29 protein-coding genes are annotated in these 26,485 nt (G+C 58.3%); 9 read left to right on the top strand and 20 right to left on the bottom strand.

Features of this window, described 5'->3' with window-relative positions; genetic code table 11:
* Positions 1 to 97: 97 nt before the first annotated feature.
* The 5 genes from ppnP to OXR61_RS21830 all read right to left on the bottom strand — a co-directional run bounded on the left by ppnP (position 98) and on the right by OXR61_RS21830 (position 4,615).
* Positions 98 to 382 (bottom strand): pyrimidine/purine nucleoside phosphorylase, encoded by a 285-nt coding sequence (gene ppnP / locus OXR61_RS21810; protein ID WP_010616577.1) that lies wholly within the window; start codon positions 380 to 382, stop codon positions 98 to 100.
* Positions 383 to 486: 104 nt separating this feature from the next.
* Positions 487 to 1,164, bottom strand: coding sequence for an AroM family protein (locus tag OXR61_RS21815; RefSeq protein WP_031279662.1), 678 nt, complete (start codon positions 1,162 to 1,164; stop codon positions 487 to 489).
* A 2-nt stretch (positions 1,165 to 1,166) separates the two neighbouring features.
* The gene (locus OXR61_RS21820) at positions 1,167 to 2,099 is read right to left on the bottom strand and encodes a DUF1177 domain-containing protein (RefSeq protein ID WP_021507226.1); all 933 of its coding nucleotides are present in this window, start codon (positions 2,097 to 2,099) and stop codon (positions 1,167 to 1,169) included.
* 15 nt (positions 2,100 to 2,114) lie between these two features.
* A complete protein-coding gene (locus OXR61_RS21825; protein WP_021507227.1) occupies positions 2,115 to 3,674 on the bottom strand; it encodes an OPT/YSL family transporter in 1,560 nt (519 codons plus the stop codon).
* Between the two features lie 182 nt (positions 3,675 to 3,856).
* On the bottom strand, positions 3,857 to 4,615 hold the full coding sequence (locus tag OXR61_RS21830; protein WP_021507228.1) for an IclR family transcriptional regulator: 759 nt from the start codon (positions 4,613 to 4,615) through the stop codon (positions 3,857 to 3,859).
* 17 nt (positions 4,616 to 4,632) lie between these two features.
* Between OXR61_RS21830 and OXR61_RS21835 the strand changes: the two genes are divergently transcribed.
* Complete coding sequence (locus tag OXR61_RS21835; protein ID WP_132466392.1) at positions 4,633 to 4,827, top strand: hypothetical protein; 195 nt, start codon at positions 4,633 to 4,635, stop codon at positions 4,825 to 4,827.
* A gap of 76 nt (positions 4,828 to 4,903) precedes the next feature.
* Here OXR61_RS21835 and OXR61_RS21840 read toward each other — a convergent pair whose 3' ends face one another.
* Positions 4,904 to 5,095 carry a YaiA family protein gene (locus tag OXR61_RS21840; protein ID WP_021507229.1) on the bottom strand — a complete coding sequence of 64 codons (192 nt, stop codon included), beginning with the start codon at positions 5,093 to 5,095 and terminating at the stop codon, positions 4,904 to 4,906.
* Between the two features lie 110 nt (positions 5,096 to 5,205).
* Positions 5,206 to 5,730 (bottom strand): shikimate kinase AroL, encoded by a 525-nt coding sequence (aroL, locus tag OXR61_RS21845; RefSeq protein WP_021507230.1) that lies wholly within the window; start codon positions 5,728 to 5,730, stop codon positions 5,206 to 5,208.
* Between the two features lie 332 nt (positions 5,731 to 6,062).
* Between aroL and OXR61_RS21850 the strand changes: the two genes are divergently transcribed.
* Positions 6,063 to 6,749: a DUF2076 domain-containing protein gene (locus OXR61_RS21850; protein ID WP_021507231.1), complete on the top strand. Its 687-nt coding sequence runs from the start codon at positions 6,063 to 6,065 to the stop codon at positions 6,747 to 6,749.
* On the opposite strand, the gene OXR61_RS21855 is transcribed toward OXR61_RS21850, so the two are convergent.
* Entirely contained in the window at positions 6,750 to 7,193 is a 444-nt protein-coding gene (locus OXR61_RS21855; protein WP_010616571.1) for a YaiI/YqxD family protein, read from the bottom strand.
* Between the two features lie 145 nt (positions 7,194 to 7,338).
* Between OXR61_RS21855 and proC the strand changes: the two genes are divergently transcribed.
* Positions 7,339 to 8,151: a pyrroline-5-carboxylate reductase gene (gene proC, locus OXR61_RS21860; RefSeq protein WP_021507232.1), complete on the top strand. Its 813-nt coding sequence runs from the start codon at positions 7,339 to 7,341 to the stop codon at positions 8,149 to 8,151.
* Between the two features lie 158 nt (positions 8,152 to 8,309).
* Here the strand turns inward: proC and OXR61_RS21865 are convergent, their stop codons facing one another.
* The 4 genes from OXR61_RS21865 to iraP all read right to left on the bottom strand — a co-directional run bounded on the left by OXR61_RS21865 (position 8,310) and on the right by iraP (position 11,739).
* Positions 8,310 to 9,836, bottom strand: coding sequence for an FAD-dependent oxidoreductase (locus OXR61_RS21865; RefSeq protein ID WP_021507233.1), 1,527 nt, complete (start codon positions 9,834 to 9,836; stop codon positions 8,310 to 8,312).
* A 146-nt stretch (positions 9,837 to 9,982) separates the two neighbouring features.
* Positions 9,983 to 10,894: a lipid A hydroxylase LpxO gene (gene lpxO, locus OXR61_RS21870; RefSeq protein ID WP_021507234.1), complete on the bottom strand. Its 912-nt coding sequence runs from the start codon at positions 10,892 to 10,894 to the stop codon at positions 9,983 to 9,985.
* A 199-nt stretch (positions 10,895 to 11,093) separates the two neighbouring features.
* On the bottom strand, positions 11,094 to 11,399 hold the full coding sequence (locus OXR61_RS21875; RefSeq protein WP_031279663.1) for a PsiF family protein: 306 nt from the start codon (positions 11,397 to 11,399) through the stop codon (positions 11,094 to 11,096).
* 85 nt (positions 11,400 to 11,484) lie between these two features.
* Entirely contained in the window at positions 11,485 to 11,739 is a 255-nt protein-coding gene (gene iraP / locus OXR61_RS21880) for an anti-adapter protein IraP (RefSeq protein ID WP_021507236.1), read from the bottom strand.
* An 18-nt stretch (positions 11,740 to 11,757) separates the two neighbouring features.
* On the opposite strand from iraP, the gene OXR61_RS21885 reads away from it, so the two are divergent.
* Both OXR61_RS21885 and OXR61_RS21890 read left to right on the top strand, forming a co-directional pair.
* The gene (locus tag OXR61_RS21885) at positions 11,758 to 11,910 is read left to right on the top strand and encodes a hypothetical protein (protein ID WP_155519908.1); all 153 of its coding nucleotides are present in this window, start codon (positions 11,758 to 11,760) and stop codon (positions 11,908 to 11,910) included.
* 492 nt (positions 11,911 to 12,402) lie between these two features.
* The gene (locus OXR61_RS21890) at positions 12,403 to 15,489 is read left to right on the top strand and encodes a beta-galactosidase (protein WP_021507237.1); all 3,087 of its coding nucleotides are present in this window, start codon (positions 12,403 to 12,405) and stop codon (positions 15,487 to 15,489) included.
* On the opposite strand, the gene OXR61_RS21895 is transcribed toward OXR61_RS21890, so the two are convergent.
* The gene (locus OXR61_RS21895) at positions 15,422 to 16,720 is read right to left on the bottom strand and encodes a multidrug efflux MFS transporter (protein WP_152391315.1); all 1,299 of its coding nucleotides are present in this window, start codon (positions 16,718 to 16,720) and stop codon (positions 15,422 to 15,424) included. The two genes, OXR61_RS21890 and OXR61_RS21895, sit on opposite strands and share 68 nt — an antisense overlap.
* Positions 16,721 to 17,113: 393 nt before the next feature.
* Between OXR61_RS21895 and OXR61_RS21900 the strand changes: the two genes are divergently transcribed.
* On the top strand, positions 17,114 to 17,365 hold the full coding sequence (locus OXR61_RS21900; protein WP_021313231.1) for a biofilm development regulator YmgB/AriR family protein: 252 nt from the start codon (positions 17,114 to 17,116) through the stop codon (positions 17,363 to 17,365).
* Between the two features lie 12 nt (positions 17,366 to 17,377).
* Here OXR61_RS21900 and OXR61_RS21905 read toward each other — a convergent pair whose 3' ends face one another.
* The gene (locus OXR61_RS21905; RefSeq protein WP_021507239.1) at positions 17,378 to 17,695 is read right to left on the bottom strand and encodes a hypothetical protein; all 318 of its coding nucleotides are present in this window, start codon (positions 17,693 to 17,695) and stop codon (positions 17,378 to 17,380) included.
* 250 nt (positions 17,696 to 17,945) lie between these two features.
* Positions 17,946 to 18,245 carry an I78 family peptidase inhibitor gene (locus tag OXR61_RS21910; RefSeq protein ID WP_021507240.1) on the bottom strand — a complete coding sequence of 100 codons (300 nt, stop codon included), beginning with the start codon at positions 18,243 to 18,245 and terminating at the stop codon, positions 17,946 to 17,948.
* A 533-nt stretch (positions 18,246 to 18,778) separates the two neighbouring features.
* Here OXR61_RS21910 and OXR61_RS21915 point away from each other — a divergent pair.
* Positions 18,779 to 19,426, top strand: a complete 648-nt coding sequence (locus tag OXR61_RS21915) for a type II CAAX endopeptidase family protein (protein WP_021507241.1) — start codon at positions 18,779 to 18,781, stop codon at positions 19,424 to 19,426.
* Between the two features lie 93 nt (positions 19,427 to 19,519).
* Positions 19,520 to 20,539 (top strand): LacI family DNA-binding transcriptional regulator, encoded by a 1,020-nt coding sequence (locus OXR61_RS21920; protein ID WP_031279664.1) that lies wholly within the window; start codon positions 19,520 to 19,522, stop codon positions 20,537 to 20,539.
* Here OXR61_RS21920 and OXR61_RS21925 read toward each other — a convergent pair.
* On the bottom strand, positions 20,534 to 21,421 hold the full coding sequence (locus OXR61_RS21925) for a LysR substrate-binding domain-containing protein (protein WP_021507243.1): 888 nt from the start codon (positions 21,419 to 21,421) through the stop codon (positions 20,534 to 20,536). The genes OXR61_RS21920 and OXR61_RS21925 overlap by 6 nt on opposite strands.
* A gap of 152 nt (positions 21,422 to 21,573) precedes the next feature.
* On the opposite strand from OXR61_RS21925, the gene OXR61_RS21930 reads away from it, so the two are divergent.
* Positions 21,574 to 22,953, top strand: a complete 1,380-nt coding sequence (locus tag OXR61_RS21930) for an NAD-dependent succinate-semialdehyde dehydrogenase (protein WP_021507244.1) — start codon at positions 21,574 to 21,576, stop codon at positions 22,951 to 22,953.
* A gap of 51 nt (positions 22,954 to 23,004) precedes the next feature.
* Here OXR61_RS21930 and OXR61_RS21935 read toward each other — a convergent pair whose 3' ends face one another.
* From OXR61_RS21935 to OXR61_RS21950, 4 genes are all read right to left on the bottom strand, one after another.
* Entirely contained in the window at positions 23,005 to 24,444 is a 1,440-nt protein-coding gene (locus OXR61_RS21935) for a glycoside hydrolase family 1 protein (RefSeq protein ID WP_021507245.1), read from the bottom strand.
* 12 nt (positions 24,445 to 24,456) lie between these two features.
* Entirely contained in the window at positions 24,457 to 24,771 is a 315-nt protein-coding gene (locus OXR61_RS21940; RefSeq protein WP_010618140.1) for a PTS lactose/cellobiose transporter subunit IIA, read from the bottom strand.
* Complete coding sequence (locus OXR61_RS21945; RefSeq protein WP_021507246.1) at positions 24,771 to 26,087, bottom strand: PTS sugar transporter subunit IIC; 1,317 nt, start codon at positions 26,085 to 26,087, stop codon at positions 24,771 to 24,773. The genes OXR61_RS21940 and OXR61_RS21945 overlap by 1 nt, the downstream gene beginning before the upstream one ends.
* Before the next feature lie 88 nt (positions 26,088 to 26,175).
* The gene (locus OXR61_RS21950) at positions 26,176 to 26,484 is read right to left on the bottom strand and encodes a PTS sugar transporter subunit IIB (protein WP_031279665.1); all 309 of its coding nucleotides are present in this window, start codon (positions 26,482 to 26,484) and stop codon (positions 26,176 to 26,178) included.
* Position 26,485 lies beyond the last annotated feature (1 nt).

A 26,485-nucleotide genomic window follows, 5' to 3' on the forward strand; every position in this document is an offset into this window, starting at 1 on the left:
TTTATGCTGACCTCAGGCCACACCCCATGCTGGCGCATAAAAAAACCGGTAACGCCGCACAGGCTTTACCGGTTGATAATGGATGCTGCTTTAACGCTTAAAGATAGCGGCACAGGTAAGACGTTGGCTCTGCCACCTGCAGGTGGAATTCGCTGTGGCCCGGCACGTTAAATACCGATCCGGCTTCGTACCATTTCCACTCGGCTTCGCCCGGCAGCAGCACTTTCAGCGCGCCGCTCACTACCGTCATCTCTTCCGGCTGGCCGGTACCAAAGGTGTATTCGCCTTCCGCCATCACGCCAACGCTGGCCCGGCCAATGGTCACGCTGTCGAAACCAATGGATTTCACTTTTCCGTCGAAATACTCACTTACGTTGAGCATGTTACTTCCTCACAGCACATTAGGGTTACCGGCAGATTACAAGGGAACTCGCTGATCTGTCACGCGAATTAGTGCCGCCCGTCGCAAGTTGTGATCGGCCTCGATCAGACGATCAGTTCAGCCGCCAGTTTCGCCACCAGCACATTCGACAGCAGCACCGGAATGCCCAGCATGTTCTGCAGGAAATCGCGGTGTTTCTGGTGATAACCGATACAGTCGAGCACCACCACATCAGCGCCCTGCTCCTGCAGGGTCAATCCGGCTTCCATCAGTTCGCTCTGCTGCGCCAGGTATGGACTGGCGACGGCAAAACAGGGCGTGCTTTGCAGGTTACGCCATTTGCTGGCCTGCTCAGCGATCTGCTCCTCAACCGGCACCACGATGCCGATTTTGTGCGCCTGTACGATGGCGCTGACCAGCGGCGGAATGATGCGATCCGGCTCCAGCAGCAGCGCCGACGTGGTTTTTAGCGTGCCGAACTCACCGGTACACAGCAGCAGAATGGTGTCGTAACCCTGCTGCTCCAGCGCGGTAATTTTACGCTGCAGTCCCTGTTCGACGGTGGCCGCCGCCAGCCGTACCTGTTCGCCGCTGCTCATGCGCGAAACCAGCACTTTATCGCCCGGCGCGGGAGCGTATAACTGCTCCACTTCAGCCAGCGTCAGGCCATCCAGCAGACCGGCATGCGCGACGGCGTCGGCGGGCAAATGCTCCTGCAGCAGCGGCAAAATATCGCTACGCGGTGACTGGCCAATGGTTAAGGTTACAAGCGACGGTTTCATCATCAGGCTTTCCGGCTGCGCAGGTGGCTGAGGCTACCATACAAAGATAGCAGCAGCGCGTACTCCTGCGGGTCATAAAACTGGCAGGTCTCACGGCCAAACTCTTTGGCCACTTCCACCGCAAAGCGCACGGTCGCCGCGATGTCCACTTCATGGCTGGCGCCGGTGCCGCAGCCAGGCACCACGGATTGCGCACAAATCGCGACGCCCACCACTGGCACATCAGTGGCGGTGGACGGTTGCAGGATGCTGTTGAGGTGATACACGCCGTTGCCGTAAGGGGTGATGTCCTGCGTGGTGATCGGGAACGTCACCGCAGGCTGACCGCTGGTCATCTCCATGATGCGCAGCAGATCTTCCGACACGCGCAGGATGTAGCCCTCTTTCACCGTGGGTGACAGCGCATAGCCCTTATGGTTGAGGATGCGGTTTCCTTTAGTGGTATCGATAGAGAGAATCGCGTCGACGCCCGCAACCACTTCGTTGTCATTCATGGTGATGTCGTCGCACGGCGAATCCATGAAGTCCACCGGCTCGTGCGGCCGGGTCGGCGCATCCGGACAAATATGCGTGGTTACGATCACATCGCCGGCCAGCACGTCGCCTTTGGTCTGCATCTGTGCCAGCTTCAGCGCGCTGCTCACCGCAGCAACCGCACCGTCGGCGTCGGACACCATGCCGATGCGCGTCGGGCGCGCACCGATGCCGCCGAGACGGCCAATGATCCCCAGCGTCGGCGCGCTGCCGCCCCGGCTTTTGCCCTGGGCGCCCGGAATGTCGATGCGCACAAAATCGGTGCGCCCTTTTGGCCCGCTGACGCGCTTAAAGCTGGCTTGCACGCCAGGATAGGCGGCGAACAGATCGACCACCTGCTGGCCATCCACGTAGGCGCTGTCGAGTAACTCAAAAACCTGTAGTGTCTGCTGTAAACTCATCGCTAAATCCCTGGATTATTTCTTACTGCTACTGGCAAAAAGTGAGTGGAAGAAGCTGTACAGCGCGTCGCCCGCAATGAATCCAGCGGCCATCACCTCCATCGGTGAACGTCCACGCTCGCCCCACACGCGCAGGATCAGGACACGTAACGCAATCCCGACCAGCACCGCCCAGCCTGCGGCGGCGTTGTTGATTAACAGACCGGTGGCTAACAGCACGCCGAGCTGGCGCTTAGGCCCGCCGATCAGCTGAATAATCGCCCCCGGAATCGCCCACATCAGCAGGCTACCGGCAATGCCCGGCTCCGCGCCGGCCTGAATAGTTTTGGCGTAAACGCGCGCCACCGGCGGCAGCAGGTTGTCGACAAAGAACAGGTTATGCGCATACCACACCACCGGAATTGCGATGACGAAAGCGATCATCGCGGCGATCAGCTGGATGCGGCGGCCCCACAGCTCCTGCTGCACATCGTCCCCGTTACCGCGCAGAATAAAGCCGGCCTTCAGGTCATAGCCCATATCGGCGAAGGCCGGACCGGTGGCCGCGGTAAAGCCGCACAGCAGGCACAGCGCCAGCGGCGGGAAGCCGAGCAGGATGCCGAGGATCAGGGTGATCAACGCCACCGCGAAGGCCGGGAACCAGCCCGAGTGCATGGCGGCGATGCCGACAATCAGCTCATGCACGAAGGCGGCAAAGGCCGCATAGATAATAAACAGCAGCAGCATCGGCAGGCCCATTTCGCTCCACAGCCCGCCGCCCAGCGCCAGCAGTGCCGAGATCACGATATAGCCGACAGTCCCCAGGCCGAGCGCGCGTTTGACTTCGTTGTCACTGCGGCTGACGTTGAGGTTGTCGTGACGGCGACTGCGAATCACCTGCACCACCTGAATCAGCGCCACCAGACCGGCTCCAACCATTACGCCGTGCGGAATGTACAGCGCGTTAATATCGATACCAGCGACCGGTTGCGCATAGGCACGCAGCAGGAAGCCAATGCCGAGCATGGTCAGTGCCCAGATATTGCCAATGAATGCCGTACCAAAGGCGGACATCGGGATTTTCAGCATCGAGCCCGCGACGCCACCCACGATTCCAGCCACCAGCAGCCACGCCTGGCGACCGCCCTTATCACCGGCTTTGATCGCTTCTGCCGCTGCCACGCCTGGTGGCCATGCATTGCTGGCCGGGAACACGCGCGTATCAAACAGACGATACAGCAGCCACGCATCCAGCAGCATGGCCGCGCTGACGCCGACAAACAGCGGCAGCACCAGCTGCGGCTCACCCAGCGCCCACGGCACGGCAATCGGCATCAGCAGGCTGTTGGCAGCGCCGAAGGTAGCGGAAGAGATGGCGGTCTGTGCAAGGTTTTGCACTTCAACCGAACGGTAGCGGCGAAACCACTGCAGTGGAATGCGCGCCAGCAGCATGGCAAATAGCGCGCCGATAATAGAAGTATTGGGCGTTACCCCAATAGTTGTGATCAGCTGTACCCCAATGATGGCCCCTGCAACTGACAGCAGAACCAGCATCAGTCCCACGCCAATATTTTTTATTGGATTATCCAGACGCATATTATCCCCGTATTTTCACCCTGTAGAAAACGCGCAATGACATTGTGCCCGACACGCGGAACCTCAATGTTTTATTCATCGTTCCCTGACTATTGAAATAAGCAGGTCCGAAGACCTGCTATTTCCCCGGTGTGGCGCGAAGTATTACGCCTTGAAATCAAATTAGGGTTGTCCTGTTTTATTCAGGACGCTGCGCCGTATTTTTCGGCCATCAGTGCAGCCGTTGCGCGCAATTCGCTGAGCAGCGCTTCCGGATAACCCGGGGCCGCTTCCTGCGAAAGAAATGAGAGACACAATGCGGCACTTTCACCGCGGTGTTTATTGGTTACCGCTACGGCAAGCGAGCTAATGCCAGGCAGCGTTTCATTGCGTGCCAGTGCCCAGCCCTGCTGACGAATCAGCGCCAGCTCTTTGCACAGTGCATCGATATTCAGCGGTGAATTGATCGACGCGGTTTGCCAGTTATCGCTGAAGCGCGCGCGCACCTCGTCATCGCTCAGCTGCGCTAACAGCACGCGGCCGGTCGACGTGCCGGTAACCGACACCCGTGTACCAGGCGGCGTCACCAGCTGGGTAAAGAAGCGACCGTGGTACATGCGCATCACCAGCACATCGTCACCGTCCAGCACCGAGATATAGCCCATGCAGCCGCTGTTGGCCGCCAGGCGCGCCATCGGCGCCGATGCGCTGTCAATCAGCGGTGTCGAAAGATAGTGCCCGGCAACGGACAACAGCACGCGGCCAATCTGAAAACAGCGGCTGTCGGGATCGCGCTCCAGTAAGCCTTCACTTTCCATGGTCGCCAGCAGGCGCGACACGGTACTTTTCGGCAGCCCCAGCGCCTCCACCACCTCGGTAAAGGTCAGGCCGGGATGGCCCTGCGCCACGCCAAAGCGCTGAAACAGCTTAAGCACGGCGGCGGCATTTTCGAGTGTGGTCATGGCGCTGGTTTCACTATATGGAACTGAGTTCCTGTATCGATAACCCGAAAGTAAAACGCGACGGTTTATCGGTCAAGCGCAAATTTTGCACCGGACAAAACGCAGGCTATTTAAGGCAGCAGAAAATAAGGGCTAAAGGCAAAATAAAAAGACGTTATCAGGCAGGAGAGCGATTAAACAGAAAAGACGGCAGCTTTTATCGCCGTAATTAGCGCATCAGGGAAAATAAAAAATCTATTTAGCGACCGGACGTAATTACGCTAAAGCGGGCATCCCTGCCCGCCGGGATTATTCTTTTTCCACATCTTCATAGCGGTCTTTGGCATCCTGCGCTTCCGCTTCCGATTTATGTTCGCTAATTAAGGTATCCGGACGTGGATGGTCAGCCCGTAATTCATACCAGGTGACGGTATTGCCCGCCTGCCCTTTTTCAACGGCAACAATGCGCGCTTCTCGCGGATAGGGTGGTCTGGTTGGCATCGTTTTCCCTCTTATGTCAGGTTTCCACACAGACAGCGGTGATCCTCTGCCTGCTATTGAGTATAGACAATCGAGGATCGCTGTAAAAAAGAGGGAGAATTCTTAGGCAGTTAGCTGGCGCGGGCGAGAGACAGCGATTGCAGAATATGTTCCACCACCTGCTCCGGTGCCTGCATCGCGTTGACTTCATGGTGCGCGGCCTGACGATAGAGCTGCGCGCGTTCACGCAGGATATCTTCCATCTCTTCCGCAATGGGCCGGCCGGTCAGGGTCGGACGCTGTGCCGCTTCTGGCTGACGCTCCAGCCGATCGGCCAGCACGCCAGAGGGCGCGTTGAGCCAGATGACCTGGCCATGCTCGCGCATGAAGTGGCGATTGACATCAGCCAGCACCATGCCGCCGCCGGTGGCGATTACGCTGGCAGGCGCGGTAACCGCCCGCAGCGATTCACTTTCACGCGCGCGAAAGCTGTCCCAGCCCTCCGTCGCCACAATCTCTGCCACGCTGCGCTGTGTGGTGAGCTGCAGGTGGTGGTCGGTGTCACGAAAGGCATAGCCCAGCGCTTGCGACAGCGCCTGGCCAATGGTGGTTTTACCGCAACCGCGTGCGCCGATCAGATAGATGGGTAATGACATCCGGGCTCATCCTCCGCCGTAGTCTGCCGCGCGGGCAACGTCATCAGGTCAATAATGCGTCGCATGATACCTGGATTTTATTTTATCAGCCAGCCGCGAAGCACGAATTACGCGTATTTCAGCGATAGCTAATGCCATTAGTTTGATTTTTAACGGGAAAACGATGCGCATTTCGTGCATCAGGCGATTTGTAAGCGCGGGGCAACATTTGCTTACCAGGCCGCTGATTTACTTTCTGTCACGCAGCCCGCATATACGCTTTATAGTTCAGGCAACGGACGTCCTGTTGGTCGCCTGAAGAACAACACGCTATGCCTAACCGGAGGTTCACCATGCAGAGCCAGGAACAACAACTTATTGAAAGCCTGTTCAGCCGTCTGAAACAGGCAGAAAGCCAGAGCGGCCCGCGTGATGCCGGTGCCGAACAGTTAATCAATCAGCATTTACAGAGCCAGCCCGGTGCGCCCTACTACATGGCGCAGGCGATCCTGATTCAGGAAGCGGCGATGAAAAAGCTCAACGCGCAGGTATCGGAGCTGGAGAGCCGTCTGGCGCAGGCGCAGCAGCAGGCCCCGCAGCAAAGCAGCGGCGGCTTCCTGTCGAGCCTGTTTGGCGGCGGTTCACGCCCGGCGCAGCCGCAACAGCCGGCATGGAACAGCGCACCGCAACAGCCACAATATGCCGCACCGCCTCAGCAGCCGTATGCTGCACCGGCGCGCGGTACCGGCTTCCTGGGTGGCGCACTGCAAACGGCTGTCGGCGTAGCCGGCGGTGTGGTGATGGCGGACATGCTTACCAGCCTGTTCCACCATTCGCAGCCGGAAGAGATCGTCAATATCATCAACGAACCGGCGCTGCCGCAGGTGGATGATAATCTGGACACCTTCAACGGCAATGACAGCAACAATGCCTTCCTGAATGACAATTCAGGCTGGGACAACAACAGCTTTGCCGATAACAATGATTTCAACGATTTCGGCAGCGGCGGTGATTTTGACGATGACGACAGCTTCGTCTGATTAACGCTGACGTAACCATTTATCCAGTTCGTTGGCAAACTGCTGGCGGTCACGTGGGCTTAATGCCGACGGGCCGCCGCTCTGAATGCCGCTGGCGCGCATCGTTTCCATAAAATCGCGCATGGTCAGACGCTGGCGAATGGTATCGCTGCTGTAACGCTCCCCGCGCGGATTTAGCGCTGCCGCCCCTTTCTCCAGTACTTCTGCTGCCAGCGGAATATCGCCGGTAATTACCAGCTCGCCCGGCTGCACGCGTTTCACAATCTCGTTATCGGCCACATCAAAGCCGGCAGCTACCTGCAGCGTTTTCAGAAACGGCGACGGCGGTACGCGCAGCGGCTGGTTAGCAACGAAGGTCACGGTGACTTTGGTGCGCTCAGCGGCGCGATACAGCACCTCTTTAATGACATTGGGACACGCATCGGCATCCACCCAAATCGACATGTTTAATCCTTATTAAACGGGCAATGCCTGCGATCTTGCCGCGCTGACCGCGAATGGCAAATGTTATTTGTGCGCGACTTGTTATTCACTGCCGCTGACGTAAGCTAACCCACTGAGAAAACCGAACCACGTAAAGGATAAAGCGATGCTGGAGAAGAAAATCGGGTTTGTCGGCTGCGGCAATATGGCGAAAGCCATCATCAGCGGCCTGGTGAACAGCGGGCAGATCGCCCCGGCCAATATCTGGGTGCACGATCGAAAACCCGACACCAACCAGGCGATGGCGCAGCAGTATGGCGTGACGGCGGCAGAAAGCGTCGAGAGTCTGGCACGTGAAGTGGACATTCTGTTTGGCGCGGTGAAACCCAACGTGATTCTCAAAGTGCTCAAGGATCTGGCCGGCCAGCTGAAGAAAGATGCGCTGGTGGTGTCGATTGCCGCAGGTGTGACGCTGGATTCGCTGGCGGCGGTACTCGGTCACGATCGTAAAATCATCCGCGTAATGCCGAATACGCCGTCGCTGGTCAACGAAGGCATGACCTCTATTACGCCGAACGTGCTGGTAGAACCGCAGGAAGTGGACGAGGTGGTGACCATTTTTGAGAGCTTCGGCAAAGCGGCGGTGGTGAACGAGTATCTGATTCATGCCGTGGTGGGTGTCAGCGGCTCGGCACCGGCTTACGTGTTTATGTTTATCGAAGCGATGGCTGATGCCGCCGTGCTGGGCGGCATGCCGCGGGCGCAGGCTTATCAGTTTGCGGCGCAGGCGGTAAAAGGTTCCGCCCAGATGGTGCTGGAGACCGGCAAACACCCTGGCGAACTGAAAGATATGGTGTGCTCACCGGGCGGCACCACCATTGAAGCGGTGAAGGTGCTGGAAGAGAAAGGCTTCCGCGCTGCGGTGATGGGTGCGATGCAGCAGTGCATGGCGAAGTCCGAGGCGCTGAGTAAGCAGTGATGGTGCGGGTTTCCCCTCACCCTAACCCTCTCCCGCAGGCGGGAGAGGGAACTGTTGGGTGCTCGTTTGCCTCTCCCGCAGGCGGGAGAAGGAACGGTTAGGTGCTCGTTTGTCTCTTCCGCAGCGGGAGAGGGAACTGTTGGGTGCGGACTTGAACCTTAACCCTGATACGCTTCAAACAGCGCCAGGCCTTGTTCCAGCGTCATTGGCTGCTGCATCTCATGCACCAGCGCGGCGGTGAGCGTGTACATGCCGGCTGAACACACTGCCGCAATCATGCCCTGCTGGCAGTAAAAAGCGATAAAGCGTTTGTCCTGCAGCGATCCCAGCAGGCGATAATCGTCCCACTCCTCTGCATGCCCCAGATACTCATAGCGGGTGCCGTAATGCGCAGTCCAGAAGAACGGCACGCGATCGTACATGATGCGTTTGCCCAGCATATTCAGCGCGGCAATGCGCCCCTGCTGATGCGCCACGCGATAGTGCTCAATGCGCTGCACGCCACGCGGCGTGAGATAGCTGGCAATATCCCCCGCGACCCAGATGTTTTCACTGACCCGCAACTGACTGTCGGCCAGCAGGCTGCCATCCTTCTGTAAGGGCAGGTCGTGAATAAAATGGGTGGCTGGCACAATGCCGGTGGCAAACAGCACCTGGCTGGCTGGCACGGTTTTGCCATCTTTGAGCCGCACGCCACTCACTGCGCCTTCGCCGGTCAGCGCTTCCGGTTCACCCTCGACAAATTTCACGCCGTTGCTGCGGTGCAGCTCATAAAAATGACGGCCAATCTCTTCGCCGAACTGGCTGGCAAACGGCAGCGGATGACGCGCCACCACCGTGACATCTATGTCGCGGTTACGCAGCGCACCGGCCACTTCCATACCGATGAAACTGTTGCCGATAATCACCAGCTGCTGCGCCTCATCCACCTGCGAAATCAGCGTGTCGGCCTGGCGCAGTGAACGCAGCAGGTGCACGCCATCCAGATCCTTGCCCGGGATATCAAGCGGCTGCGGCACGCCGCCGGTCGCGATCAGCAACTGGTCAAACTTCACCTGCTGCCCGTCTTTCAGCACCAGCGTCTGCTCCTGCGCCTTCAGCTGCACCACCTCCCCCTGCAGCCACACCACCGGGCCCAGCACATCCTGTTTCAGCAGCTTTGGTACCTCATCGATGGCCATCTTGCCGGAAGGGACAAATTTACTCAGCGTGGTGCGATCGTAAGGTGCGTCGCTTTCACGCTCGATACGCACAATACGGCCGCTAAAGCCTTCATCGCGCAGCGTCCAGATCGCAGCACTGCCCGCCGCGCCAGAGCCGAGAATCACGCACACCGGCGCTTCACCCTGAGCTACCGGCGCACTGGCCGGCGACATCGCCTGCGGATTGATCAGCACCTGCCCCTGTTCAATGCGCACCGGATAGCGTTTGAGATTGGCCAGCGCCAGCGGCTCGCACATTTTGCCATCGCGCAGCTCAAATACCGCCTTATGCCACGGACACACCAGTTTGTCGCCGCACACTGCGCCCTGCTCCAGCGGCGCGCCCGCGTGCGGACATTTTGCCTGCAGCGCCTGCACGCGGTCGCCGTCGCGAATCAGCACCATATCCGTTTCGCCGACGGTCACTTTAGTGGGTTTACGCTGCGCCAGCGCCTTGAGTTCCACGACAGATTGATAGCTCACGGTTCGCCTCCTTCGGGGTTATTCGTCTGATACGACAATTCCTTACAAAGAGTAAGTGTGGCAAAGCGTGAGGATTTAGCAGGAGAAACAAAGCGAAACGGCGGTTAACTGACTGTTAAACCGCCGTTTTAAGCGGCACGAAAGGATCAGAAGAAGACGCTGGGCACGATGATCAGCGCGAAAATCGCCACAATCAGTCCATGTTTGACCCAGTAATACAACCGGCGATTGCGTTTCTTCAGGTTCTGACCGGCATCGCGCAGCGCATAAACGTATTTGAAGATGCGGTTGAGGAAGCCGGTACGATCGTTTTCGTCGTTGGGCGATGCCGCTGCTGACATTAACGTCGAGCCCACCCAGTGATTGACCGCCTGCGCCCAGCGCCATTTCATTGGCCGCTCGATATCGCAAAACAGGATGATACGCGTCTGCTCGCTTTCATTCTGCGCCCAGTGCACGTAAGTTTCGTCGAAGATCACCGCCTGACCGTCGCGCCAGCTGTGGCGCTGACGATCCACTTCAATAAAGCAGCGATCGTCGTTCGGCGTTTGCAGCCCGAGGTGATAGCGCACCGAACCGGCATAAGGATCGCGGTGTTTGCCCAGATGGCTGCCCGGCGGCAGTTCAGCAAACATGGCCGCTTTAACGCCGGGAATGTTGCTCACCAGTTCGGTGGTTACCGGACAGAGTTCGCGCGCTGACGGATGTGCATCGCTATACCATTTTAAATAGAAACGCTTCCAGCCACGCTTGAAGAAGGTATTAAATCCGGCATCGTTATGCGTCTGCGCCGCTTTAATGTGATCCTGCAGGCGAATGGCTTCATCGCGAATCACCTGCCAGTTATCGGTCAGCTGACGCAGCTCAGGAAAATCCTCAACCGGAAAATAGGGCTGTTTAGCCGGCAGTCGCGACAGCCCGGTCATAAACATATTGATCGGCGCCATAAAAGTGGAGTGATCAAATAACTGACGGGAAAACTTTTGCTTTTCCACGCCGCGTGAGTGAGCGTAAAGCACACTAATAATAAATACACCAATAATGATCGCAGCGACCATACAACAGGTTCCTTATGTTGCACGTAAAGCCGCTCTGGCCACGGTTAAGCGTCAGAGAGACTGGATGGGGAGAAATGGAATTTTATGTAAGGATTTTGTAAAGTTTTGGCAACGCGTGCCGTTTATGACAGAAAAAATACCTCGCGCGTTAACCCTGCGAGTGCGGACACAAAAAAGCGGCCCGCAGGCCGCCAGAGGTTTAAGCACTCTTCTTCAGACAGTTGCTCATAAAGGTTTTACGCGCATCGCCGCTGAGTTTTTTCTCTCCTGCTTCGCTATTACAGCTTTTCATTTTCATCTGCTGCGGCGTCATATTGCCCATTTTGCTGTCTTTCTTCAGGCATTCGCTCATAAAGCTTTTACGCGCATCGCCTTTCAGATTTTGCGCGCCTGCATGCTGATTACACAGCGTCATTTTTTCCTGCTGCGCGGTTTTCTCCGCCGCGCCCGCACCGCCAGCCAGCAGCAGGCCTGCTGCCATTATTGCCACAAGACACGATTTCATTGCCGGTTTCTCCGTGTGATTATTGCCTGTTAAGCATGGCACGGAATAAGCAAAGCGGAAAAAAATCTATGCGCGTACGGCGGGATTATTCGCGCGGGTGGTTGAGTAACTTTTCGACGTAATTGCGCAGCATCAGCGCGTCCGGATTTTCCTGCACGGAAGCGGCGGGCGGCATCGCGCGATCAATACCCGCCGCGATGTCGCTAACCTGGGCGGCATCCAGTCTGCGCAGCATGGCGGTGAGCACGATTTCCAGCGCCTCAACCTGGACCACTAATTCTTTAGACTCTTCTTCTTTTTCTGCCAGCTTGAGCAGGAGTTCCGCAATCAGGTTTTTCATGCGATGGACTCAGTCAGAATGGGAAAACAAAAATTAGCATTGGCAGGATTAAAACAACAAGAATTTTTGCCGGCCAGAGGAAAAATAATGGTTAGCCGAAGCGTAAAAAAAGTGGCTGAAATTCAATATATAACGGCGAAACGTTTCACTGACAAAATACGCCGCAGATAAAACGTTTCGCATCGCTGCATTAATTATGCACTGGTGCTAAATTAACGCGGTCCCTGATACCCATGGCCGGGACCGCCACCGCCAGGACCACCCCAACCTCCTCCTCCTCCGCCGCCCGGCGGCGGAAAAAGACAACCGCTTAACGCGGACACCAGCGCCACAACGGCAGCGAGCTTAACGATACGGATCATATTGACCTCAGGTTGCTGAAATTGCGCTGAGTGTATGAAGCGGCGGTTAACACGACAATACAGAATGCTCCGCAACCCGGCGCTATTCATGCCTGCTCACCACGCTTAACGTTTTAGTGGCAAGAAACCGCTAAAAAAGCCTCACAGACCGCTCAATACACCAGCTTAAGTTACAGCGAACGCTGTGCCGCAAACGTCAATACTGCTCGTTGTGCGCGCAGTAACAAAATTGCGCGCTGCGTCTTTACAGCTAACGCTATTTCACGCAATGTGAGCGCAATACAATTAATGAGATCTCACTATGACCTTAGCGGCTGTTTCTCTGAGTGAAGTGCTGGCGCGCCGTGACTGGGAAAACCCGGTTATCACCAGCCTGCATCGCCTGGACGCGCATCCACCGTTTGCCAGCTGGCGCGATGAAGTCAGCGCGCGCGATGACCATCCCTCACCTGCGCAGCAGCGGCTGAATGGCCAGTGGGCCTTCAGCTATTTTATCGCGCCGGAAGCAGTGCCGCACAGCTGGCTGCTACAGGACTTACCGGACGCCGCAACACTGCCGGTGCCTGCCAACTGGCAGTTGCACGGCTACGACGCGCCCATTTATACCAACGTGCAGTATCCCATTCCGGTCAATCCCCCTTTAGTGCCACGCGAGAACCCCACCGGATGTTACTCGCTCACATTTAAAGTTGATGACGGCTGGTTAAGCCAGGGACAGACGCGCATCATCTTTGATGGTGTCAGCTCGGCCTTTTATTTGTGGTGCAACGGACAGTGGATGGGCTATTCACAGGATAGCCGCTTACCCGCCGAGTTTGATCTCAGTCACGCGCTGCAGCCGGGAAACAACCGTCTGGCGGTCATGGTGCTGCGCTGGAGCGACGGCAGCTATCTGGAAGATCAGGACATGTGGCGCATGAGCGGCATTTTCCGCGACGTGACGCTGCTGCACAAACCGGACACCCGCCTGAGCGATGTGCAGATCGAAACCGCGCTCAGCCCGGAATATCTGCGCGGCGATTTACGGGTGAGTGTCAAAATCCATGCCGGCGCGCGCCCGCTCAGTCAGTGTCGGGTGCGCGTCACGCTATGGCGCAACGGCGACTGTATTGCGCAGCACGAACAGCCGCCGGGCAGCGCCATCATTGATGAACGTGGCCACTATCCGGAACGCACCCTGCTGGTGTTGCCGGTGCTACAACCGCTGTTGTGGAGCGCCGAAATGCCTCATCTCTACCGCGCGGTAGTCACGCTGCTTGATGATGCCGGCGAGGTGATCGAAGCCGAAGCTTATGATGTGGGTTTTCGTCGCGTTAGCATTGAGCACGGCCAGCTGTGCCTCAACGGCAAGCCGCTGCTGATACGCGGCGTTAATCGTCATGAGCACCATCCCGAGCGCGGTCAGGTGGTGGATGAAGCCAGCATGCGTCAGGACATTGAACTGATGAAGCGCCACAACTTTAACGCGGTGCGCTGCGCTCACTATCCTAATCATCCGCTGTGGTATCGGCTGTGCGATGAGTACGGCCTGTACGTGGTTGACGAAGCCAATATCGAAACGCACGGCATGCAGCCGATGAACCGCCTCTCCGACGACCCGCGCTGGTTTGCCGCCTATAGCGAACGCGTAACGCGCATGGTGCAGCGCGATCGTAATCATGCCTGCATCATCATCTGGTCGCTGGGCAATGAGTCCGGCCACGGCAGCACGCACGATGCGCTGTACCGCTGGGTGAAAAGCAGCGATAGCACGCGCCCGGTACAGTATGAGGGCGGCGGTGCCAACACGGCGGCCACCGATATTCTGTGCCCGATGTATGCGCGCGTCGATCAGGACCAGCCCTTCCCGGCGGTGCCGAAGTGGTCACTGAAAAAATGGATCAGCCTGCCGGATGAAGCGCGTCCGCTGATCCTGTGTGAATACGCCCATGCGATGGGAAACAGCTTTGGTGGCTTTGCCAAATACTGGCAGGCATTTCGCCAGTTTCCGCGGCTGCAGGGTGGCTTCGTCTGGGACTGGGTCGATCAAAGCCTGACGCGCTATGACGAACACGGCCAGCCGTGGCAGGCGTACGGCGGCGATTTCGGTGACACGCCCAACGATCGCCAGTTCTGCATGAACGGGCTGGTGTTTGCCGATCGCACGCCGCATCCGGCGCTGTTTGAAGCACAGCGCGCCCAGCAGTTTTTCCGGTTTACGCGCGATCCCGGCGATGCGTATCGCGTGACCGTCACCAGCGAATATTTATTCCGCCGCAGCGACAACGAACGGCTGCGCTGGTGGATTGAGCAGGACGGTGTAACCCTCGCGCGCGGTGAATGGGTGCTGGATCTCGATGCCGAAGGCAGCCACACCTTTACCGTGCCCGCGCCTGAAGCGCTGCAGGGTGAAGCGTGGCTCAACCTCGCGGTGCATCAGATCGCCGCCACGCCCTGGTCTGAGGCGGATCATCGCGTGGCCTGGGATCAGTGGGCGCTGCCGGCCGCACTGCCGGTTACGTTGCCGCCGCTCAGCGCCTGCACGCCCCAGCTGGAAACCAATCACAATCTGGTGGCGGTGGTGCTGCCCACGCAACGCTGGCACTTCTGTCGCCGCAGCGGCGCGCTGCTGCAGTGGTGGGTGAACGATCGTGAAACCATGCTGACACCGCTGGAGGAGTGCTTTATTCGCGCACCGATCGATAATGATATCGGCACCAGCGAAGCTGCCAATATCGACCCTAACGCCTGGGTCGAGCGCTGGAAACGCGCGGGCTATGATCGGCTGCAAACAGAGTTGCTGGCGATGCAGGTCGACAGCCTGCAGCACGGCGTGCAGATTGAAACCTGGCATCGCGTACTGGGTGAGGGTCAGCATCTGTTTACCAGCCATAAGCGTTATGGCATTAGCGGCGATGGCGAACTGACTATCAGCGTCGATGTACAACAGGCCGCTGGTCTGCCGCCGCCCGCGCGCATCGGCCTGCGCTGCCAGCTGGCTCAGGTCCCGCACCAGGTGAGCTGGCTGGGACTGGGGCCTCATGAAAACTATCCGGATCGCCAGCTGGCGGCGCAGTTTTCACGCTGGCAGCTGCCGCTGGCGGCGCTCAGCACCGGCTACGTCTTTCCGGGTGAGAATGGCTTGCGCTGCGGCACGCGCCAGCTGGATAGCGGCAGCTGGCAGATCAGCGGCGACTTTGCCTTCTCGCTTAGCCGCCACAGCCTTGAGCAGCTGCGCGCCACCTCGCACCGCCATTTGCTGCAGGACGAACCCGGCTGCTGGCTGCATCTCGACGGCTTCCATATGGGCGTTGGCGGCGACGATTCGTGGAGCCCGAGCGTCAGCCCGGAGTTTTTGCTTTCTCAGCAGCGCTGGCACTATGCGCTGACGCTGCGTCAGCCGGCTTAGTGGCGGTCGCCGGGCTAAGGGGTTTCAGCTCGGTTTTTGGCCGGCGATAGAAGCGCTGCAGCAACAGCACGTTGAGCAGGACGACGACTGCGGTAGCGAAGAATACCCAGCGGTAACCGGTGGCGGCAGAGACCGCTGCGCCCAGCAGCGGTCCGGCGACGTTACCGAGGTACATGAAAGACTGGTTATAACCAAAAATACGGCCGGTGACGTTATCGCGTGAATGACGCACCAGCAGGGTTTGCACCGCCGGCATCATCGCGCCATCGGCAAAGCCGAGCAGAAAGCGCAGGACGCCCAGCTGCGTGGCGCTGGTGACAAACGACATGGCAATCAGCAGCAGCAGCGAGGCGATCATGGTCGCCAGCAAAATACGCTGGGTACCGATGCGATCGCCGAGTTTGCCGAGACGCGGTGCGGCGATGAGTGCCGACACGCCGGGCAGCGCGGCAATCACACCACTGAGAAACGCGATATTCTGCGCATCCGGCGCCAGCTCACGCACGAACAGCGTCAGGATAGGATTCACCGAACCGTTACACATCTGAATCACCATGGTGGTGACGAACAGGCAGAACATCAGACGTGGATTATCGAGGCTGCGCATTACTTCGCGTCCGCTCAGTTTGTCCTGCTTGCTCACCGGCGTGTAGCCGGTCTCCTTAATCAGAAACAGCGTCACCAGAAAGCTGACCATCAGCAGTACCGCGGTAACGATAAACACCATGCGCAGGCCCAGCCAGTCGGCCAGCAGACCGCCAATCATCGGCCCGAGGATCACGCCGCCAATTTGTCCGGTCGACACGCAGCTCAGCGCCCAGCCGCTGCGCTCACGCGGCACCTGCGCGGCCACCAGCGCCATGGCGTTGGGAATATAACCGGACGTCAGTCCCATCAGCGCGCGCAGCAGCAACAGCTGCCACGCCTGAGTGACAAACGCCTGCAGCAGAATCACCGCGCCCATGCCAAACGAAGCGCGCAGCAGCATCAGTTTGCGCCCTTTGCGATCGGCAAGGCTGCCCCATAGCGGCGCCACGGCGGCAGAAACAATAAAGGTGACACTGAAGGTCAGGCCTGACCAGATACTGAGCGCGTTGCCGCCACGGATACCCAGCTCTTCCACGTAAAGCGGCAGGAAAGGAATGATCTGACTAATGGCCAGGCCGGTAAAAAAGCAGCCAAACCAGACGGATATCAGATTGATCTTCCAGGATTCGATGGAGCGTAGCATGAGCGCAGATGTCAGAAAAAATGAAACGAGGGTTCAGTCTAACAACCTCGTAACATTGCCGGACGGCAAAACATGGCATGAGGATGAAAACGCAGTTTTTCGCTGCCGGGCGTGATTCTGCTCACAGCAAATAGGGCAATGCCTCACTTTTGTAGTGTCTTTATGTGCGGTTACCTGGCATAAGGCCCGATAAGCGCATCGCGAGAGACGGCAAACGTGAAAAAATATGACGATTCGTTACTGACAATATTCCACACCGCATCTATGTTTAAAAAATCACCAGTCATCACTGGCGAGGCGCTGCCCGTCCTGGACAGTCCGCATGCTTAATTCAGGTTTTCAGATGCTGCCCGTCGTGGGTGGCAGGCTTCGTTGTCTCTGCGGAGGTCGGCTATGAGAACGCACCATGACAGCGCCAGTCGGGCGATTACCGACTATTTCAACAGCCCCGCCTGGCACGCGCCGCACGAGAGCGATTTGCTGGCCGCCATCATGCGCGAGCTGATGGATGATGGCCAGCCCGCCACCAATAAAGCGGTAATTGCCCGCGTGATTACCCGGCTGGAAGTGGAAGGCGATGAACAGCGCCTGCAGAGTTACCGCAACCTGCTGGCGCAGCTGTTAGAAGCAGGGCCGCAAAAATAGCGGCCCCGGAGATTATTTCACCACCCGCAGCTGGTCGGCTTCGCTGACCACTGCTTTACCGCTCTGACGCTGATACAGGCACAGTTCCCGCCCCAGCTGATTTTTCATGTGCTTTTGCGGATAGCGGCCTTCGAGCAACAGCGCATCGTAGCCAACGCTGTCGTCGTACATGATCGGCTTGCCCACCACTTTCACCGCTTTCAGACCGCTGGCCTGCACACACGCCTGCTGCAGGTTTTTATCGTGCTGCTGCCATGCCGCCTCGCTTGAGGCCTGCGCCAGCGGGCTGAGCAGCAGCGTCAAACACAGCGTTCGGGTCAGGTATTTCATCGTCACTCCTGTAAGGTCAGTCTGTTATTGCTGCCTGTACGCCTGACGCCGCAGAACCGCGATTCATCGCGCGCTATGGCGGGGACAATATGGCGCAGCAGGCAGGTTATAGCGAAAAAAATTCCCGCCGTAGCGGGAAGAAACAAGACGAGCATTGCATATTCGAGAGTGACGAGGAAATCTCCGTAATGCGCAGCTATCCTCGCCCGCCGCCGTGACAGCCCGATGACAATGCCGTGTCCGTTTGGTGTTACCCGCAGTAAACCCGGGAAATTTTCCCGTTCTGATCGCCGAGGAAATTCAGGCGGCGCAGATTGAAGTCCATGGTGGCGGCACCGTTCCACGGAATCGCGCGCACCGGTACGGCAAAGCGCTGGGTATCAAGCGCGCTCAGCGGCTGACCGAGGTAGTTCTGATACTGCGAGGCACCGCACTGGTCGGTTTCCGGATCGTGGCTGACGGCCTGACTGCTGTCAGTTTTACTGGCTGACTGACAGGCCGTTAAGGCGAGCATCGCCGTCAGCAGCAGCGCTTTTCCATAATGGTTCACAATTTCTCCTCCTGGATAATGAATAAGCGGGTTCCTGAGAGTAACAAAGCGTGCCGCCGATGCGAAAATTTTTCCAGCAGACTGGTCGCATTGCGTGACAAAAGGCGCGATTTTCTGCTCACATTTTCGGATTAATCGCACGCTGTGTCTAAAAATCACCCGGGCAGACGCTACAATTATCTAAGACTTTTCTGAGGAGATAATGATGGAACTGGCTATTTTTATCGGCTTCGCCATCGTGATGACCTTCGTGGCCGTCCGGGTGCGTTAAGCCTCGTTAATTTTCTCTCTGCCGTTGTGCACCAAACGGTGCCAGCGGCATTCTCCGCGCCAGATAAGTGATTCGCTTCCCTCTCCGCCTGCTGCTCAGCGATGAAAGCGCAAGCCATCATGCCGCGCATCGCCTGCGATGAGGCGGTCGGTCAGCGCCGCGATTGTGGCGTATCTGAACCGGCGAAAATCTCCGCAAACGCACCTCGACAGCACCGATCGCCGTTGCTACTATGCGTCTTCCTCTGCCCGCTGAGTCGCCTATGGACACCCAATCCGACAAAGTTACGTTGACCCTGTTTTACGTGGGTAGCTTTGTGGTTTATTACCTCGTGACCATGCTGATTACGCTGTTTCCCAATTACGGGACGCTGCGCAATAACGGCTTGCTGGTGCCAGTGCTGTGCCTGTTTGAATTTGCCGTGATCTATCCCCTGTACCGTTTCTACTGCCAGCGCCGCAGCGACATTCCCCTGGGCTTTCTGCGTCCCGGCCAGGCACTGCTGTTTATCGGCGCGCTGTTTGTACTGATGGTGGCGCAGACGCAGTTCCTGCAGCCGGAAGGCTGGCTGATTGAACAGAGCCAGCAGGGACGCAGCTCAATGCTGATTCTGCTGCTCACCGCCGTGCTGCTGGCGCCGGTGTTTGAAGAGGTGCTGTTCCGCGGCTTTCTGCTGCAGGCGTTTTTGCTGTGGGCGCCCAAAAGCCGTTTTGCCTGCATGTTGCTCACTTCGCTGCTGTTCGCCGCGTTACACACGCAGTACGTGCACTGGGAAACCATCGTTGCGCTGACGCTGTTCTCGCTTCTGCTGTGCTACGCGCGTCTGCGCAGCAACAGCCTGGCGCTGCCGATTTTTCTGCATACGCTGAATAACCTGATCGCCATCCTGCCCGCCTGGTTCTACGCCTGATCCCCCTCACTGTTTGCTAACGATGCCATTAATTTCCCTGCATTTTCAGGTACTATCGCTTTTTAGCCTGCAGGAATGATGGTCGAAGCGCTGATGATTACTATGCTGGATGTGGCCCGCAAAGCGGGCGTTTCTAAAGCCACCGTGTCGCGCGTGCTGGCGGGCAACCGCTATGTCAGCAAATCCACGCAGCAAAAAGTGTTTCAGGCGATAGAGGAAACCGGCTACCGCCCGAATCTGCTGGCGCGCAGTCTGGCGACGCAAAAATCGCAGAATATCGGCCTGATCGTCACCCATTCGCTGTTTAACGGCCCCTATTTCAGCGAGCTGCTGTACCAGACGGCCACGCTGACCAATAACTATGGCCGCCAGCTGATCCTCGCCGATGGCAAAACCAGCGCTGACGATGAGCGCGCGGCAATCGAGTTTCTGCTCGATCTGCGCTGCGACGCCATCATTATCTACCCGCGTTTTCTCGACACCGCCGCGCTGGAAGCGATCATCGACCAGCACGATATCCCGATCATGGTGGTTAATCGCCGTCTGACGCAGCACGCGGCGAACTGCGTCTGGGCTTCGCACCAGCAAAATACCCGTGATGCGGTGAACTACCTGATTACGCGCGGTCACCATGACATCGCGTTTATCACCGGACTGGCGGGATCGCCCACCGCCGACGCGCGTCTGGCTGGCTATCAGCAGGCGCTGGCCGATCATCAGTTGCCGTATGAAGCGGCGCGCGTACTGCCGGGCGCGTGGACACCGGAGAGTGGTCAGGCGGCGGCACGCCAGCTACTGAGTGCCGGCGTACCCTTCAGTGCGCTGATGGCCAGCAATGACGATATGGCGATTGGTGCCGCGCTGGCGCTGAATGCGGCGGGCAAACGGCTGCCGCAGGATGTATCGCTGATGGGCTTTGATGATATTCGCATGGCCGAATTTTTCCTGCCGCCTCTCACGACGGTTCACGTGCCGGTGGCGGAGATGATTCAGCACACGCTGGCACAGCTGGTGGCGATGCTCGAGGGCGAAGCGATTGCGCCCCTGCCGCCGTTCAGCGGACGGCTGATTGAGCGCGCCTCCGTGGCAGATGGACCATTTCGCCGCTCATAACGCCTGATCGCCGTCATCCTGCGTGACCAGCCACTGCTCCAGCTGCTGTAGCGTAGCAGCCTTAACACTCTCCTGCGGGCGCACCAGGTAATAGGTGTGCCGGCCACAGTCCAGCTGGTAATCCTCCATGGCGATCAGCGTGCCCGCCTTCAGCTCCGCTTCCACCAGCACGCGCTGCGCCAGCGCAATCCCCTGCCCTTCAATGGCGGCCTGATAGGCCAGCGCCGAACTTTCCATCTGCCGCCGGTGCGGCAGCGCGTCCATTTCCACGCCAAATGCTTCGCACCAGCGCTGCCAGTCATCAGGACGTCCGCGCACCAGCAGCAGGGTATGCTGCGCCAGCCCGGCCAGATGCATGCTGGCGCGCCGGTCAGCCGTCGGACGGCACACCGGCACCAGCACGTTTTTCACCAGCGGCGTGGCGTGCTGCTGCAGCCATGTACCGTCACCAAGCCGAATCGCCGCGTCGCAATCCACCGTATCGTCCCATTCCGACGCGGTCGTCAGGCGCACGTCAATCGCCGGATGCGCCAGCTGAAACTGTGCCAGCCGCGGAATCAGCCAGCGGGTGGCGAACGTGGTGAAGGAGTGCAGCCGGATGACCGTGCGGCCGGCATTGCGCTGCAGCGTGGCGCTCGCCTGGCGAATACCGTCGAGGTGCTGGCTGATTTGCAGAAAATAGGCATTGCCGGGCAGCGTCAGTACCAGCCCGCGCCCCTGACGCTGAAACAGCGCCGTGCCAAAGTACTCTTCCAGCAGACGAATCTGACGACTCACCGCGCCTGGCGTCACCGACAGGCCATCAGCCGCTGCCCGCACACTGCCGCTACGGGCGACATATTCAAACGCCAGCAAGGCATTCAGGGGTGGCAAATCACGCATCAGTTAACCGTTCAGTTTTTCTCAATGATGGAGCAATTTTAATCGATTGTGGCGAAAAGGCCAGACGCGCATCATTTCTGCACAGCGGCAGCCAGCCCGATAATGCTGACTGCCAGGTTGTCACATTGATTCTGACACTGGAGCACACTGGAATGATTAAAGTCACCAATCCTGCCGACGGCAGCCTCGTCGGCGAAGCACCGTTCATGCGCCACGACGAGGTCGCGGCCGCTATCGATCGCACCTGTGCCGCGTTTCCGGCATGGGCGGCAAAAAGCGCGAAACAGCGCAGCGACCTGCTGCGTGGCTGGTACGATCTGGTACGCGCCGATAAGCACCTGTTTGCTGAACTGATGGTCAGGGAGAACGGCAAATGCCTGAGCGAAGCGCTGGGCGAAATCGAGTACGGTCTCGGCTTCATTGAGTGGTATGCGGAAGAGGCCAAACGCGTCAACGGTGATACCCTGCCGTCGCACGATGCTAACGCCTCCGTGCTGGTGGTAAAAGAGCCGGTCGGCCCGACCGCGGCCATCACGCCGTGGAACTTCCCGTTTATGATGATCACCCGCAAAATTGCTACCGCGCTGGCCGCGGGCTGCACCATGATCATCAAACCGGCAGAAGAAACGCCGCTTACTGCGTATAAACTGCTGGAGTATGCACGTCAGGCCGGTATTCCCGCTGGCGTGTTTGAGATGGTGACCGGCGATCCGCAAGCCATCGGTGAAGCTTTTACCAGCGATACGCGCATCCACAAAATCTCCTTCACCGGATCAACCCGCGTCGGCAAACTGCTGGCGCAGCAGTGCGGGGCCACGCTGAAAAAGATGACCATGGAGCTGGGCGGCAACGCGCCGTTTATCGTGTTCGCCGACAGCCCGCTGGAAGAGAGCGTGGCCGGGCTGGTCAGCGCCAAACTGCGCAACTCCGGCCAGGTGTGTATTTCGCCTAACCGCATCTTTGTGCATGACGCGATTTACGATGCCTTTGTGCAGCAACTGGTGAAAACAGTCAGTGAGATCCGCGTCGATCAGGGTATGCAGCAGGAATTTGTGGTTGGTCCGCTGATTAACCGCATGGCGCTCGATAAAGTCACCGCGCTGGTGGATGATGCGGTAGCACAGGGGGCGACGCTGCGCCTCGGCGGTAAGCCACACGCGAAAGGCGGGCTGTTCTATGAGCCCACCATCCTGTGCGATCTGGACGCCTCGTTTGCCGTGCACAACACCGAGATTTTCGGACCGGTATTTGCCCTGTACCGTTTCAGTGATGAAGAGCAGGTGATTCGCTGCGCTAACGACACCGAATATGGTCTGGTGGCCTATGCGTGGACGCGTGACGTTGGCCGCGCTTTTCGCCTGTCGAAAAAACTGGAAGCCGGCATGGTGATCCTCAATTCCGGCTCGGTCGGTACGGCGTCAGTGCCGTTTGGCGGTATCAAGCACTCCGGCTACGGCCGCGAGGGCGGCCATTACGGTATTGAAGAGTATGTGCAGGTAAAATATGTGCTGATGGCGGGACAACACCGCTAATCACGCGGCTGGAGCGGCGGCGACCCAGCCGGGATGCCGCCGCACCGCGCGTTAGTATTCCACCTCCGCATCAGGCTGTGCGCCGTTATTGCGGATCAACTGCTGATACCAGAAAAAGCTCTTCTTGCGATAGCGCGCCAGATCGCGCAGATCGTGTTCATCGCGGTTAACGTAGATAAAGCCGTAACGTTTGCTGATGCCCTGATGGGTGCTGACCAGATCGATGGCCGACCACGGACAGTAGCCAAACAGCTCGACGCCATCGGCAATTGCCAGCCGCAGCTGGGCGATATGCTCACGCAGATAGGCGATGCGATAGTCGTCATACACTTTGTTGCCCGCCTCCAGCGTGTCGAACGCACCGAGACCGTTTTCTGTCACAATCAGCGGCAGGCGATAGCGTGCGTAGATCTCGCGCGCGGTAATGCGGAAACCGACCGGATCGATATACCAGCCAAACTGATTCTGCTGCAGATGCGGATTGTTGCAGCCGACGTACACCGATTTGTCGATGCCGGCCATCTGCTGGTCGGCCTGCTGCTTGCTGTTCAGCTCACCGCGCGCGACCTCAGGTATGTCAGCACTGACGGTGGCCGATGCATAATAGTTGAAGGCGATAAAGTCCGGCTGGCCGGCGGCGATGGTCGCCATATCCTCCGCCTCAATGTGCGGCAGCCAGCCGCGCTGCTGCAGAAACGCCCACACCACGTTGTTGTAATGGCCGTGCACCGCCAGGTCGAGGTAGAGCCAGTTGCGGATCGCTGAAAAGTTATCGGCGGCCAGCACATCTTCCGGTCTGGCGCTGGCGGCATAGATACAGGAGATGTTCGGTGCCGGGCCAATTTTGGCCTGCGGCAAGCGCTGGTGACAGGCAATCATCGCTTTGGCCTGCGCCAGCATCATATGGTGGTTCTGCTGATACAGCGTCTTCTGCGCATCCACCGTGCCGGCCGGCAGCGTGCCAATCACCTCACCTTTGAGGATCATCATGTTCTGTTCATTGATGGTCAGCCAGTATTTCACCCGGTCGCCATAGTGCTCGAAACAGGTGATGGCGAAGCGCTCAAAAGCGGCCACGGTGCGCCGGTTTGACCAGCCGCCATCCTGCTGCAGCGCCCATGGCAGGTCAAAGTGATAGAGCGTGACCAGCGGCTCAATGCCGTGGCGGCAAATTTCATCAATCAGCTGCTGATAAAACGCAACGCCCGCCGGATTCAGCTCGCCGTCACCCTGCGGATAGATGCGGCTCCAGGCGATGGAGAAGCGATAGGTTTTCAGGCCAAGCTCCGCCAGCAGCGCGATATCTTCCCGGAAGCGATGATAGTGATCGCTGGTGACGGTGAAATCCGTCATCCCCTCAGGAAAATGGCCTTTATCGATCACCGACGGCCCTTTGCCGTCTTCGTTCCAGGCGCCCTCAACCTGATACGCCGAGGTTGAAGCGCCCCACAGAAAGCCGTGCGGAAACGCACCGGGGTTAGGATGTTGCATACTGCCTCCTTGTTAGTCCGCAGCCAGCTCGCGCCGCAGCTGGATGATCTCTTCCGCCAGTTCACGGCACAGCATGGCGTTCATCAGATGATCCTGCGCATGCACCATGATCAGATTGACCGGAATTTTGCCGCAGCCTTCGTCGGCACCGATCAATTCGGTCTGGATACGGTGCGCGGCTCTGGCCGCCTCGCTGGCTTCGCTCAGCAACGCATCGGCGCGTGGCCACTCTTTGCGCCGCGCAGCGCGCAGCGCCTCCATCGAGCAGGAGCGCGCTTCTCCCGCCTGAATAATCAGTTCCATGACCGTGCTCTCATCAATTTCCATCATGCCTCCTTAACCGGTTGCGCTGCGGCGGCCTGCTCAAGCTCCTGCTGCAGCAATTGCCGCTCATAAATTTTGAAAAACGGGTAGTAAATCAGCGTGGCGATGGTTACCAGCACGGCAATCAGCACGATGACGCGCCAGTCCCAGCCGGTCGACCAGGCCGCCCCGATCGGTGCCGGCGTGGTCCAGGGGGCCAGCGACACCACGTGGTTAATCAGGTGGGTTTTGGTGGCTGTCCAGGCGAGCGTGGCGTTGACTAACGGCGCGCAGATAAACGGAATGAACAGAATCGGATTCATCACCACCGGCGAACCGAAGATGACCGGCTCGTTGATGTTGAACATGCTGGGCACAATGCTCAGCTTGCCAATCGAGCGCAGATGCGCCGAGCGGCTGCGCAGGTAGAGCAGCACCAGTCCCATGGTGGAACCGGAGCCGCCAATAACGATGAAAAACTGCCAGAACGGCTCGATAAACACGTGCGTGATCGGCTCACCGGCGTTGAGCGCCTGCTGGTTGAGGCCAAGGTTAGTCAGCCAGAACGCCTGCAGAATGCCGCCGACAATCACCGCACCGTGAATGCCAGCGAACCACAGCATGTGGCACAGCAGCACCGCCACCAGCACCGCCGGTAACGAATCCGAGGCGGAGATAATCGGTGCGAACAGCGCCATGATCGCCTGCGGCAGCAGCAGGCCAAACTGCGCCTGCACCCACAGGCTGAGCGGAAACAGCGTGATGAAGATGGCGATGATCGGGATCAGCAGATCGAACGACTGACGAATTTTGGGCGGCACCTGCTCCGGCAGCTTAAAGCCGATGTTGTGCTTTTGCAGGAAGTGCATCAGCTCAGTGGCGAACAGCGCCACCAGAATCGCGGTGAAAATGCCCTCGCCGCCGAGTGAGCCAACCGGCAGCGTGCCGTTGCTCTGGGGGGCGGCCACCACCAGAAACGCCATCAGCGCCAGGCTGGCCGCCATAAAGCCGTTCATTTTGTAGCTGTTCGCCAGGTTATAGGCGATGGCGCTGGCGATATACAGCGCCATGATGCCCATGGTCATGTTATACGGCATCATGATTTGCGCTTCATGCGCGCGCACCATACCGAGCCACCACTGGGCAAACGCCCATGAGCTGTCAGCTGAGAACGGCGGATGGGCAAACAGCAGCATAAATGAGCCCACAATCAGAAACGGCATCGAGGCGATAAATCCATCGCGGATGGCGATCACATGGCGCTGGCTGGAGAGGCGTCCGGCCAGCGGGCTGATGCGGTTTTCAATCACACCAAATAACGATTCGCTTATGCTGCTCATCGGCGAGCTCCTTGCATCAGGCAACAACAGAATAAGCCTGTGCATTGGCGCACAGGCGTAAACAATTATTTTATTTTCGGAACAATCGTCAGGCGTGAATCAGCTTTAGCGAATCATCTAATATTTTCGCGCCATTCATCATGCCGTAATCCATGCTATTAATCACAGTGATAGGCTTATTTAGCTGCTGCGCCAGCGGCTGGAAGTCCGCCAGTTTGTATTTAATCTGCGGCCCGAGCAGGCAACAGTCAAAGTTCGCGATCTGATCGTTAAACTCTTCAATGCCAACGGCTTTTATCTCAACCTCGACGCCCTTCTCTTTGGCGGCCTTCTCCATTTTCTGCACCACCATGCTGGTGGACATCCCGGCGGCGCAGCAGAGTAGAATCTTTGGCATC

Source organism: Pantoea sp. GM_Pan_4, assembly GCF_026541005.1.
GTDB lineage: Bacteria > Pseudomonadota > Gammaproteobacteria > Enterobacterales > Enterobacteriaceae > Pantoea > Pantoea dispersa.

Excerpts from the sequence above, each read along its gene's own strand:
- ppnP (WP_010616577.1), bottom strand. The coding sequence starts at position 382 with ATGCTCAACGTAAGTGAGTATTTCGACGGAAAAGTGAAATCCATTGGT.
- OXR61_RS21815 (WP_031279662.1), bottom strand. The coding sequence starts at position 1,164 with ATGAAACCGTCGCTTGTAACCTTAACCATTGGCCAGTCACCGCGTAGC.
- OXR61_RS21820 (WP_021507226.1), bottom strand. The coding sequence starts at position 2,099 with ATGAGTTTACAGCAGACACTACAGGTTTTTGAGTTACTCGACAGCGCC.
- OXR61_RS21825 (WP_021507227.1), bottom strand. The coding sequence starts at position 3,674 with ATGCGTCTGGATAATCCAATAAAAAATATTGGCGTGGGACTGATGCTG.
- OXR61_RS21830 (WP_021507228.1), bottom strand. The coding sequence starts at position 4,615 with ATGACCACACTCGAAAATGCCGCCGCCGTGCTTAAGCTGTTTCAGCGC.
- OXR61_RS21835 (WP_132466392.1), top strand. The coding sequence starts at position 4,633 with ATGGAACTGAGTTCCTGTATCGATAACCCGAAAGTAAAACGCGACGGT.
- OXR61_RS21840 (WP_021507229.1), bottom strand. The coding sequence starts at position 5,095 with ATGCCAACCAGACCACCCTATCCGCGAGAAGCGCGCATTGTTGCCGTT.
- aroL (WP_021507230.1), bottom strand. The coding sequence starts at position 5,730 with ATGTCATTACCCATCTATCTGATCGGCGCACGCGGTTGCGGTAAAACC.
- OXR61_RS21850 (WP_021507231.1), top strand. The coding sequence starts at position 6,063 with ATGCAGAGCCAGGAACAACAACTTATTGAAAGCCTGTTCAGCCGTCTG.
- OXR61_RS21855 (WP_010616571.1), bottom strand. The coding sequence starts at position 7,193 with ATGTCGATTTGGGTGGATGCCGATGCGTGTCCCAATGTCATTAAAGAG.
- proC (WP_021507232.1), top strand. The coding sequence starts at position 7,339 with ATGCTGGAGAAGAAAATCGGGTTTGTCGGCTGCGGCAATATGGCGAAA.
- lpxO (WP_021507234.1), bottom strand. The coding sequence starts at position 10,894 with ATGGTCGCTGCGATCATTATTGGTGTATTTATTATTAGTGTGCTTTAC.
- OXR61_RS21875 (WP_031279663.1), bottom strand. The coding sequence starts at position 11,399 with ATGAAATCGTGTCTTGTGGCAATAATGGCAGCAGGCCTGCTGCTGGCT.
- iraP (WP_021507236.1), bottom strand. The coding sequence starts at position 11,739 with ATGAAAAACCTGATTGCGGAACTCCTGCTCAAGCTGGCAGAAAAAGAA.
- OXR61_RS21885 (WP_155519908.1), top strand. The coding sequence starts at position 11,758 with ATGGGAAAACAAAAATTAGCATTGGCAGGATTAAAACAACAAGAATTT.
- OXR61_RS21890 (WP_021507237.1), top strand. The coding sequence starts at position 12,403 with ATGACCTTAGCGGCTGTTTCTCTGAGTGAAGTGCTGGCGCGCCGTGAC.
- OXR61_RS21895 (WP_152391315.1), bottom strand. The coding sequence starts at position 16,720 with ATGCTACGCTCCATCGAATCCTGGAAGATCAATCTGATATCCGTCTGG.
- OXR61_RS21900 (WP_021313231.1), top strand. The coding sequence starts at position 17,114 with ATGAGAACGCACCATGACAGCGCCAGTCGGGCGATTACCGACTATTTC.
- OXR61_RS21905 (WP_021507239.1), bottom strand. The coding sequence starts at position 17,695 with ATGAAATACCTGACCCGAACGCTGTGTTTGACGCTGCTGCTCAGCCCG.
- OXR61_RS21915 (WP_021507241.1), top strand. The coding sequence starts at position 18,779 with ATGGACACCCAATCCGACAAAGTTACGTTGACCCTGTTTTACGTGGGT.
- OXR61_RS21920 (WP_031279664.1), top strand. The coding sequence starts at position 19,520 with ATGATTACTATGCTGGATGTGGCCCGCAAAGCGGGCGTTTCTAAAGCC.
- OXR61_RS21925 (WP_021507243.1), bottom strand. The coding sequence starts at position 21,421 with ATGCGTGATTTGCCACCCCTGAATGCCTTGCTGGCGTTTGAATATGTC.
- OXR61_RS21930 (WP_021507244.1), top strand. The coding sequence starts at position 21,574 with ATGATTAAAGTCACCAATCCTGCCGACGGCAGCCTCGTCGGCGAAGCA.
- OXR61_RS21935 (WP_021507245.1), bottom strand. The coding sequence starts at position 24,444 with ATGCAACATCCTAACCCCGGTGCGTTTCCGCACGGCTTTCTGTGGGGC.
- OXR61_RS21940 (WP_010618140.1), bottom strand. The coding sequence starts at position 24,771 with ATGGAAATTGATGAGAGCACGGTCATGGAACTGATTATTCAGGCGGGA.
- OXR61_RS21945 (WP_021507246.1), bottom strand. The coding sequence starts at position 26,087 with ATGAGCAGCATAAGCGAATCGTTATTTGGTGTGATTGAAAACCGCATC.
- OXR61_RS21950 (WP_031279665.1), bottom strand. The coding sequence starts at position 26,484 with ATGCCAAAGATTCTACTCTGCTGCGCCGCCGGGATGTCCACCAGCATG.